The organism is Achromobacter sp. Marseille-Q0513 (genome assembly GCF_018195695.1).
In the GTDB taxonomy this organism is placed as follows: domain Bacteria; phylum Pseudomonadota; class Gammaproteobacteria; order Burkholderiales; family Burkholderiaceae_B; genus Achromobacter.
Window position 1 is genome coordinate 1 of sequence record NZ_JAGTJY010000205.1, and the last position, 10,308, is coordinate 10,308.

At 69.7% G+C, this 10,308-nt stretch carries 9 protein-coding genes; 5 read left to right on the forward strand and 4 right to left on the reverse strand.

Going from position 1 to position 10,308, the window contains the following annotated elements:
- A partial coding sequence (locus KDH83_RS26760) for a LysR family transcriptional regulator (RefSeq protein ID WP_212321264.1) occupies positions 1 to 841 on the reverse strand: 841 nt, incomplete at its 3' end.
- Positions 842 to 980: 139 nt separating this feature from the next.
- Between KDH83_RS26760 and pcp the strand changes: the two genes are divergently transcribed.
- Together pcp and KDH83_RS26770 are read left to right on the forward strand one after the other, a co-directional pair.
- Positions 981 to 1,628 (forward strand): pyroglutamyl-peptidase I, encoded by a 648-nt coding sequence (gene pcp / locus KDH83_RS26765; RefSeq protein ID WP_212321265.1) that lies wholly within the window; start codon positions 981 to 983, stop codon positions 1,626 to 1,628.
- A gap of 10 nt (positions 1,629 to 1,638) precedes the next feature.
- Positions 1,639 to 2,532, forward strand: a complete 894-nt coding sequence (locus KDH83_RS26770) for an alpha/beta fold hydrolase (protein ID WP_212321267.1) — start codon at positions 1,639 to 1,641, stop codon at positions 2,530 to 2,532.
- 102 nt (positions 2,533 to 2,634) lie between these two features.
- On the opposite strand, the gene KDH83_RS26775 is transcribed toward KDH83_RS26770, so the two are convergent.
- The 3 genes from KDH83_RS26775 to KDH83_RS26785 form a co-directional block, all read right to left on the reverse strand.
- Positions 2,635 to 4,731 carry a PhoX family phosphatase gene (locus KDH83_RS26775; RefSeq protein ID WP_212321269.1) on the reverse strand — a complete coding sequence of 699 codons (2,097 nt, stop codon included), beginning with the start codon at positions 4,729 to 4,731 and terminating at the stop codon, positions 2,635 to 2,637.
- Between the two features lie 106 nt (positions 4,732 to 4,837).
- Entirely contained in the window at positions 4,838 to 5,803 is a 966-nt protein-coding gene (locus KDH83_RS26780) for a helix-turn-helix domain-containing GNAT family N-acetyltransferase (protein ID WP_212321271.1), read from the reverse strand.
- 111 nt (positions 5,804 to 5,914) lie between these two features.
- Positions 5,915 to 6,802, reverse strand: coding sequence for a LysR family transcriptional regulator (locus KDH83_RS26785; protein WP_212321273.1), 888 nt, complete (start codon positions 6,800 to 6,802; stop codon positions 5,915 to 5,917).
- Between the two features lie 146 nt (positions 6,803 to 6,948).
- Here KDH83_RS26785 and KDH83_RS26790 point away from each other — a divergent pair, with 146 nt between their 5' ends.
- From KDH83_RS26790 to KDH83_RS26800, 3 genes are all read left to right on the forward strand, one after another.
- Positions 6,949 to 8,139: an MFS transporter gene (locus KDH83_RS26790; RefSeq protein WP_212321275.1), complete on the forward strand. Its 1,191-nt coding sequence runs from the start codon at positions 6,949 to 6,951 to the stop codon at positions 8,137 to 8,139.
- A gap of 96 nt (positions 8,140 to 8,235) precedes the next feature.
- On the forward strand, positions 8,236 to 9,162 hold the full coding sequence (locus KDH83_RS26795) for a sulfurtransferase (protein WP_212321277.1): 927 nt from the start codon (positions 8,236 to 8,238) through the stop codon (positions 9,160 to 9,162).
- On the forward strand, positions 9,162 to 10,308 hold a 1,147-nt coding region (locus tag KDH83_RS26800), incomplete at its 3' end, for a YeeE/YedE family protein (RefSeq protein ID WP_212321279.1). The genes KDH83_RS26795 and KDH83_RS26800, both read left to right, overlap by 1 nt.

The window sequence follows — 10,308 nt, forward strand, 5'->3', positions numbered from 1 at the left end:
CCATATCGATGGAGAAGGGACCGGGGTCCACTTCGGCCGGCAGCGGCCGCAGCGTGAGCCCGTCGCCGGCCAGCCGCGCGGCGGCGCGCCGCGCCAGCGTGGCGATCAGGTCGGTGCCCCGCACCGCGTGCGGCAGCGCCACGATGTGCGCGAAGGTGCAGGCCACGCGCCGCTTGCGGCCCAGGCGCGCCAGGCTGGCGTCGACCACGCCGCGCGCCGAGCCGTCGTCGCTGGGCGTGAACAGGGCGTGGGGCAGGGCCAGATAGCGTTCCAGGTCCAGTTTGCGGCCGCGCAGCGCCGGATGGCGCTGGTCGGCGATGCAGACGAAGCTCTCGTCGTACAGGCGTTCGGACAGCATGCGCTTGGGCGGCGCCAGATGGCCGCCAATGGCCAGGTCCACGCTGCCATTGTCCAATTGTTCATAGAGCTGGGCGCGGTCCAGCCGCGCCACGCGCAGGTCCGCCCCGGGCGCGTCGCGCCGCAGCGCGGCGACGATGTGCGGCACGATGACCACATCAGCGTAATCACTGGCGGCAATGGTGAAGCGGCGGCCCTGCGCCGAGCCCGGATCGAAGGGCGCGCCCTGCGCCAGCGCCTGCCGGATCTGGTCCAGCGCCGCGCTGACGGCGGGCATCAGCGCGTCGGCCTTGGGCGTGGGCTGCATGCCCTCGGCCGTGCGCAGGAACAGCTCGTCCTGGAACAGCCGCCGCAGCCGCCCCAGCGCGCTGCTCACGGAAGGCTGGGCGCGATGGATGCGCTGGCCGGCCAGCGTGACGTTGCGGGTGTCGTACAGGGCCTCGAAGGCGACCAGCAGGTTCAGGTCTATGGCGGCGAGATTCATGCCGTCAATATTACGAATACTGAATATCGATTTCAACAATTCGGCATGCTGGACATAGGATGACGTTGACGCGCGCCGGACCGCTGGCCGGACCGGCGCGGCGCTGTTTTCTTTCTCATCCCGCTTTCAGGACCACGCCATGCCCACCGTGCTGCTCACCGGTATCGAACCCTTCGACGGGGAAACCATCAACCCTTCCTGGGAGGCGGCGCGCCGGCTCGATGGCGCCGTCATCGGCGGCGCCACGGTGGCTGCTCGCCAGCTGCCCTGCGTGTTGAGCGAGGTGCTGGACCGGCTGCACGGCGCGCTGGAAGAGACGCGGCCCGACCTGGTGGTGTGCCTGGGCCAGGCCAGCGGCCGGCCCGACGTGTCGGTCGAGCGGGTGGCCATCAACCTGGTGGACGCGCGGATTCCCGACAATGCCGGCCGCCAGCCCATCGACGAGCCGGTGATCGCCGGCGGTCCGGGCGCGTACTTCTCGACGCTGCCGGTCAAGGCCATCGTGCACGCGCTGCGCCAGGCCGGCGTGCCGGCCTCGGCCTCGCTGACGGCGGGCACCTACAATTGCAACGCCATCTTCTACGGCCTGTCGCACTACATCGCCACCCGGCGGCCCGAGCTGCGAGGCGGCTTCGTGCACGTGCCATATCTGCCGGAAATGGCGGCGGCCCATCCCGGCCAGCCCAGCATGGCGCTGGATACGCTGGTGGCCGGCGTGCGGCTGCTGATCGCCACGGCGCTGGAAGTGCGCACCGACATCCGCGTCGTCGGCGGCGCGGTCAACTGAAGGGGGCGCGATGAGCAAGGGATACGCGGACGCGGCTGCGTTCGAGCTGGACGGCGCGCCATTCCGCCACGCGCGGGTCGAGGTGGACGGGCTGGGTTACCACGTGGTGGAGGGCGGCGAGGGTCCGGCGCTGATCCTGCTGGCCGGCTTTCCGCAGAGCTGGTACGCGTGGCGCCGGGTGATGCCGCTGCTGGCGCCGCACTTCCGCGTGTACGCGGTGGACCTGCCGGGCCAGGGCGATTCCGACAAGCCGCTGGACGGCTATGACACGCGCACCGCCGGCGAGCGGCTGCGCGCCTTGTTCCACACGCTGGGGCTGACGCGCTATGCGCTGGCCGGCCACGATATCGGCGCCTGGATCGCCTATCCGTATGCCGCGCGCCATGCCGACGAGGTGGAACGGGTGGTGCTGCTGGACGCCAACATTCCCGGCGTGACGCTCAAGCCCGCCATCGAGCTGGGGCCGGACAACTGGAAGAGCTGGCACTTCCTGTTCAACTCGGTGCCGGACCTGCCCGAGGCGCTGCTGCAGGGGCGCGAGCGCATCCTGATCGAGTGGTTCTTCAGCCGCAAGACGGCCAACAAGCCCGGCGTGTTCAGCGCCGCCGACATCGACGAGTACGAACGCGTCTACCAGACGCTGGGCGGCCTGCGCGGCATGCTGGGCTACTACCGCGCGGCGCACCAGGACGCCTTGCAGAACCGCGAGCTGCGCGACGCGCCATTGACGGTGCCGGTGCTGGCGCTGGGCGGCGACCGGGGCAGCGCGCCCAATCTGCACGAGGCGCTGAAGCCGCTGGCGCGCGACCTGCAGGGCGGGGTGTTGAGCGATTGCGGCCATTACATACCGGAAGAGCAGCCGCGCGAGCTGGCGCGCAGGATGCTGGCGTTCCTGCGGGGATAGCGCAGCGCGCGGGGCCATGCGATCGGCGCCAGGCGGAACGCGCGAACAAAAACGCCGGAGCTTGCGCTCCGGCGTTTTTGCTTGATCAACCGCGATCCAGGCTCAGCTGCCCACCGCCGTGCCGTCCTGCTTCCAGATCACCACCGTGGCCGGACGCGGCCGGGTGGCGCTGGCACCGTCCGGCCATTTCGAGGCGATCAGCGGGTTGTTCTGCGCATCCGTCACGCTCGGGCCTTCGCCCGGGTGCTGGATGTTGATGAACAGGTACTTCAGGTCCGGCGTCCAGGTCAGGCCCGTCACTTCGCAGCCGACCGGGCCGGTCATGAAGCGGCGGATTTCCTTGCTGCTCGTGTTGGCGACCAGCATCTGGTTGTTACCCTGGCCGGCATAGGCGCCGGTATTGGAGTAATTGCCGTCGGTCTCGATCCACAGCAGGCCGCGCTTGTCGAAAGCCAGGCCGTCGGGGCTGTTGAAGGTGTTCTCGGCGGTGACGTTGGCCGAGCCGCTGCGCAGGTCGGTGCGCGGGTACAGCGTGGGGTTGCCGGCCAGCACGAAGATGTCCCATTCGAAGCTCAGGGACGCCGGGTCGCCGCTCTTCTCGCGCCAGCGCACGATCTGGCCGTAGACGTTGTTGTCGCGCGGGTTGGCGTCGTTCTTGCCGGGATGCTTGGTGCCGGGGTAACGGTCGTTGCCGCTGCCGCGCGAGCTGTTGTTGGTCAGCGTGACATAGGCCTCGCGCGTCACCGGGTGGGTGGTGATCCACTCGGGGCGGTCCATCGGCGTCGCGCCCACGGCGTCGGCTGCCTGGCGGGTCTTGACCAGCAGCTCGCCCATGTCCTGGTTGAACAACGCGCCCAGCGTGCCGCCGGCCAGCGCCGGGGTGTCGAGCTTGAGCGGGATCCACTCGCCCACGCCCATGGCGTCGCCCTGCGCGGCGCCGTCCAGGAAGCGCGCGACGTACAGCGTCCCCTTGTCCAGCAGCAGGCGGTTCAGCGCCGGGCGGGCCGGGTCGTACTTGCCGTCGGAGACGAACTTGTAGATGTATTCGCTGGCCTGGTCGTCGCCCATGTACACCACGACGCGCTTGTCGTCGGCCAGCGTCATGGCGGCGTTTTCGTGCTTGAAGCGGCCCAGCGCGGTCAGCTTCTTGGGCGTGGAGTTCGGATCGAACGGGTCGATTTCCACGATCCAGCCGCAGCGGTTGTATTCGTTGGGCTCGATCGACCAGTTGAAGCGGTCGTCGAAGTAGTCCCAGCGGTACGAGCCGCTGGAGGTCTTGCCCGTGCCCTTGTAGCGCTCCATGTGGCGCTGGTACTCGGTGTCGGGGTAGTTCACCGAGGCGGGCGCGGCGTTGCTGATGCCGAAATAGTCGGTGAAGTTCTCTTCACAGGTGAGGTAGGTGTTCCACAGCGTGTAGCCGTTGCCGCAGTTGCCGAAGGTGCCGAAGCAGCGCGTGCCGGACGGGTCCGCGTTGGTCTTGACCAGGCGGCTGCCGGCGGCCGGGCCGACCAGCTGCATGGCGACGTTGGCGTTGACGCTGCGGTTGAACGGCGAATCCAGCACCGGCGCCCACTTGCCGTTGGTCAGGCGGATGTGCAGCACCGACACGCCGTGCGCGTGCTGCGACTTGCGCACCCAGTCCAGGTTCCACTGGGCGTTGCCCGGCACCACGCCCACGGGGTAGAAGTATTCCGGCGTGGTGTATTCGTGGTTGGTGACCATCAGGCCTTCGACGCTGCTGCCCGTGGCGCTGTCGGTGCCGTCGATGGGGAAGAAGTGCATGCCGTCGTGGTTGTAGCCGATCTGGCGGGCCTGATCGGCGCCGCCGTTGCTGGCGTCGGCCTTGAAGGCGGGCGCGCCGGCGAACAGCGGATCGCCCCAGCGGTTGAGCACGGCGTACTGATAGCCCTCGGGCACCACGACGGTGTCGGCCGTGCTCATGGGCACGGCCTTGAAATTCAGGTCGACCGGCTTGGGCTGCTCAGGCGTGGGTTTTTCCGGCGTGACCGGCTTGGCGGGGGAATCATCATCGTCATCGCTGCCACAGGCGGTCAGGCCCGCGCCCATGAAGCCGACCGCGCCGGCGCCCAGGCCGGCCTTCAGGAAGCCGCGGCGCGACAGCACGCGGCTCACCACGTCGTTGAAATGGGGGGCGGTGGAAGCGTTGGACGGGATGTCGTCCAAATCCGGAGTGCTCATCAGTGTTCCCGTGATGTGTCATTCGTGTGACAGACGCCACCTCGGCGCTGCCTGCGAGCATCATCGTTCGGGAACATTGCCCGGGAATGACAGCAAACTGAAAGCGCTACGACAGCGGCGCCGGGCGGATGAACTGCTGTTCGGTGACCGTCGAACCCCATTGCTCGCCGGCTTCCTCGCGCACCAGCTGGAAGCCGACCGACTCATACAGCTTGCGGGCCGCGTCCAGCCCCTTGAAGGTCCAGAGCCGGGTGGCGGCGAAGCCGAGCCGGTCGCAGTAGGCCACGGCCTCGGCCAGCAGTTGGCGGCCCACGCCGCTGCCGCGACAGCCGTCGTCCAGGATGAACCAGCGCAGGTGCGCGTGGTTGTTGCCCAGGTCCTGCCCGTCGATGGCGACCGAGCCGACGATGCGGCCGTTCAGCATCGCCAGCCAGACGTGGTTGCCGGTCTGGTTGAGCCGGCCGGCGAACTTGGCCACGCCGGTCGCGACCTGGCTTTCGAAGAACTGGCCGAAGCCGGCGTGGCGCGCGTAGAACGCGGCGTGCATTTCGGTGATGCGGCCGATCATGCCGGGCTGGTAGCCGGCGCAGATCGTGACCGGATTGGACGCGCCGGGCCGGAACGCCTCGTCGTTTTCGCGGCAGGCCTGCAAGGCCTGGGCATAGGCGCCCAGGCCCTGGGCCACGGCCTGGCGCTGCGAGGGGTTGAGCCGCGCCATCGCGGTGTTGACCTGCATCCGGCCATAGGCATGGATCTGGTCCACCTTGCGCTTGCCATCCCGGGTCAGCGACAGCTGCTTGACGCGGGCGTCGTCGCCGGCCACGGCTTCCTCCAGCTCGCCGGCCTCGATCAGCTTGGCCAGCATGCGGCTGATGCTGGACTTGTCCAGGCCCAGGAAGGGCGCGAGCTGCGCCGCCGTCATGGCGCCGCGCGCGTCGATCTCCAGCAGCGTGTGCACCGCCGAGGCGGAATGGCCGCTGGCCGCCAGCGTGGACTGCATGAAGCCGAGTTCGCGGACCATGCTGCGGGACGCGGCGCGGATGTCTTCGACGAGGGATGGGTCGGTGCTCATGGCGGCTCCATGGTGGGGCGGTGCAGGATTGGTTGTATCGTACAACTAATATTCCGGCCGCGTCCAGCATCGTGCAATGGCAAGGGGCCGCCCGAAGCCGGCGGCCGGTCTTCAGGCGGAATCGAACAGGCGCAGGATGGCGTCGCGCGCGTGGACAGTGCGCGGATTGCGCAGCGCGCCCTTGTTCCAGACCAGATACAGATCATTGCTCTGCGCGGCCGCGCGGCGCGGGGCCAGGGCGGCCAGGCGGCCGGCCTTGAGGGCAGGCGCGCACAGATAGTCGGGCAGGACGGACCAGCCGTGGCCTGCGATCACCAGGTCCTGGATGATGCGCAGGTCCGGAATGGTCATGGTCGCCTGCAAGGCGGGGGGCAGGCGGAACATCGCGTTCCAGACAGGCCGCACCAGGGGCAGGTCTTCGTCGTAGGCGATGAGGGGCAGCGATGCGAGTCCGGCGGCCAGGTCGCGCTTGTCCAGGCTGGCCGCCAGCGCGGGCGCGAGCACCAGCTGGAACCGCTCGGTGAGCAGTCTGGCGTAGCCATGCGCGCGCTCGTCGGGCAGGGACGCGGTGATGGCCAGGTCGGCGCTGGCGTCGCCGAGCAGGCCGTAGATGCGCTCGCGGTTGCCGGTGTGCACGCGGATCCGCAGGCCCTGCGCCATGAGCGGCGCCAGTCCGTCGGCCAGCCGCGCGGCGATGAAGTCGGCGGGGCCGGCGATGTGCAGCGTGCCGGACAGGTCGCCGCCCAGCTTGTAGCTGGCCAGGCGGGCCTGCAAGCCGTCGAGCATGGGGCCGACGGCGCGCGCCAGTTCATGGGCGGCGTCGGTGGGTGTGACGCCGCGCGCGCGCCGCAGGAACAGGGGCTTGCCGACGAAGGCTTCCAGCGCCTGGATGTGCAGGGACGCTGCCGGCTGGGTCATGCCCAGGCGTTCGGCGGCCCGCGAGAAGGACGAGAGCCGATAGGCCTCGATGAAGGTATGCAGATGATCCAGGTGGCTCATGGCGTCGTGCCGCCGGGCGGCGCATGGTGGCCCCAGCCATAAGAAAAATTGGCCTGAGGGCATGAAATCATCATTTTATCTATCGATGGCGCTTGCCTAGAGTGTGTGCGTGCCTTGATTCACGCTTCACACATAGAGAGTCCATCATGCCGTTCGTGGTTTATCTTTTCTCGCTCAGCGCATTCGCGCTGGGCCTGGCCGAGTTCGTGCCGATCGGGTTGGCGCATGCCATAGCCCAGGGGCTGGAGGTCGGCGTCGGGCAGGCGGGCAGCGCCGTGACGCTGTATGCGCTGGGCGCGACCTTCGCGGCGCCGGTGTTGAGCGCCGTGACGGCCGCCTGGCCGCGCGGGCGCGTGGTGCTGGCCGCGATGCTGGCCTTTGCTGCGGGCAGCCTGGCGGCCGCGCTGGCCCCCGACCTGGCGTCCATGCAGGCGGCGCGTTTCGTCGCAGGCATGGGACATGGCCTGTTTCTCGCCGTCGCGTCCGCCGCCGCCGCGCAACTGGCGGGAGAGGCCAGGGCCGGTCGCGCCGTGGCCGTCGTGTTCGCGGGCTTCACGGCCGCGATGGCGATCGGCGTGCCGGTCGGCGCCTATATCGGCGAGACGATCTCCTGGAGGCTCGTGCTGGCGGCGATTGCCGCTTGCGGCGGCGTAGGATGCGCTGGGCTGTTGTGGGGCATGAAGGCGCTGCCCATCGGGGCGGCGGCGCGCGGCGCGGCGTCGGCGGGGCTGGCATTGAAGATGCTGGCGCATCCGGCCTTGCTGGCCGCCTCGGCTGTGACGGTGCTGGCCTACGCGGGATCGTTCTCGGCTTATACGTACATCGCGCCGCTCCTGCTGGACACGACAGGGGTCGATGTCCGCGCCGTGGGGATGTACATGCTGGCCTACGGGCTGTTCGCCGCGATCGGCAACGCGCTGGGCGGCAGGTTGACCGACAGCCTCGGCGTGCAGCGCGCCAGCGTGGCGATCGTGGCGGGCATCGGCGCGGCGGCCCTGGGCATGTGGGCGGGCGCGCGCTCGCCGGTGGCGATGGCCGTGGCGGTCGCCGCGCTGGGCTTGTTCACCTATGCGGCGGTACCCGCGCTGCAGGCCCGGCTGATGGGCATCGCCAGGCTGCGCGCGCCGCAGGCGCAGGGCGTGGCCGCTGGGCTGAACATCGCGGGCTTCAATTCCGGCATTGCGCTGGGCGCCTGGGCGGGCGGCCTCGCGCTGGGCGCGGCGGGCGTGGCGCAGGTGGGGTTGGCTGGCGGACTGCTCGCGCTGTTGGGGCTGGCGCTGCTGCTGTGGCAGGCCCGCTCGCCCGCTGTCGTTGCTGACAACCTGCTGAACAGGTAATCAGGATATGAAAACTCTGTCGTTCGCGCGCGGCCGAGCCGCCGATATCGTCGCGGTTCGAGAGGGAAGCCTTCCCGACATGACAAGGAGAACCCGATGTCCCTACGCAATCTGCTGGCCGGCGCGTTCGTGGCGCTGACCCTGTTGGCCGCCGCGCCTGCCACGGCGCAACACGCCAAGTTCCTGGTCAGCACCGACTGGCTGGAACAGAACCTGAAGAACCCCAAGGTGCGCGTGGTCGAGGTCAGCGTGAATCCCGGCCTGTACGAGCGCGGCCATATCCCGGGCGCGGCCAACGTCAGCTGGCATACCGACCTGGTCGACACCGTCAGCCGCGACATCGCGCCGCCGGCGCAGTTCCAGGGATTGCTGGCGCGCGCCGGCATCGACGCCGACACCACCACCATCCTGTACGGCGACAACAACAACTGGTTCGCGGCCTGGGGCGCCTGGGTATTCGACATCTACGGCATCCAGAACGTGAAGCTGCTGGACGGCGGCCGCAAGAAATGGGAGGCCGAGGGCCGGCCGCTGGCCAATAGCGCCACCGTGCACGCGCCGGGCAACGCCCGCGTCAAGGACGCCAACCCGGCGCTGCGCGCGCGGCTGCAGGACGTGTTGGCCGTGGCGCGCAAGGAAAAGCCCGGGGTGCTGGTCGATATCCGCTCGGCCGACGAATACAACGGCAAGATCTTCGCGCCCAACGGCGTGCCCGAGCTGGCGGTGCGCGCCGGCCATGTGCCGGGCGCGGTCAACGTGACCTGGAGCAAGCTGGTGGCCGAGGACGGCACCTTCAAGTCCGCCGAGGAATTGAAGGCCATCTACCAGGCCGCCGGCGTGGACGGCAGCAAGCCCGTCATCACCTACTGCCGCATCGGCGAGCGCTCCAGCCATTCCTGGTTCGCGCTGAGCAAGCTGCTGGGCTACGAGACGCGCAACTATGATGGCTCGTGGACCGAGTATGGCAACAGCGTGGGCTCGCCCATCAGCAACCCGGCCGGCACGGTCTGGGGCAAGACCTGATGCGCGCAGGCCTGGCGGCGGCCGCCGGCGTGCTGGCGGCCGTCTTGTTGTGGGCATATTGGCTGTCGGGCCTGCCCGAGGTCGGGCGGGCGCTGTCATTGTCGGCGCTGCTGGGCGCGGCCTTCGGCGTGGCCCTGCAGCGTTCGGGCTTCTGCTTCTATTGCATCGCGCGCGATTTCATCCAGCGGCGCGAGGCCTCGGGACTGTACGCGGTGCTGATCGCGCTGGCGGCGGGCACCTTGGGCTATCACGCGGTGTTCGGCGCCTTCCTGCCGGTGCCGGGCGCCGATCGCCTGCCGCCGGGCGCGCATATCGGGCCGGTGAGCGTGGCGCTGGCGGTCGGGGCGTTTGTGTTCGGACTGGGCATGCGGATCTCGGGATCCTGCATCAGCGCGCATTTCTACCGCATCGGCGAGGGCGCGCTGGGCTCGCCTTTCGCGCTGCTGGGAGCGGCGGTCGGCTTCGCGCTGGGCTTTGCCTCGTGGAACACGCTGTACCTGTCGCTGATCCAGGCGGCGCCGGTGGGCTGGCTGCCGCGTCATCTGGGCTATGGCGGCTCGGCGTTGCTGCAATGCGCGGCGCTGGCGGCGCTGGCGTGGGGCGTCTCGCGCCTGTCGCGGCCGGATGCCGCCGCGCGCGATGCCAGCGACGCCACGGGCCATGCCTGGCAGGCCGCGCTGCGGCTGCGCTGGCCCGCCGCCGCCGGGGGACTGGCCGTGGCCTTCATCGCCGTGATCGCCTATCTGCGCGTCGCGCCGCTGGGCGTGACCGCCGAACTGGGCAGCCTGGCGCGCACGGCGGCCTTCGATGCCGGCTGGCTGCCGGCGCGGCTGGAGGGGCTGGACGGCTTCGCCGGCTGCGCCACGGCGGTCAAGCAGGCGCTGCTGTCGAACAATGGCGTGTTCGTGCTGTCGCTGGTGGCGGGTGCCTGGGCCGCCGCGCTGGCGGCGGGCGCGTTCAAGCCCAGGCTGCCGTCGGCGGCGCAGATCGGCCGCAATTTCGCCGGCGGCGTGCTGATGGGCTGGGGCGGCATGACCGCGCTGGGTTGCACCGTGGGCACGTTGTTGTCGGGCGTGATGGCGGGGGCTTTGTCGGGTTGGATCTTCGGCGCCTGCTGCTACGCGGGGATCTGGGCGGGGTTGAAGC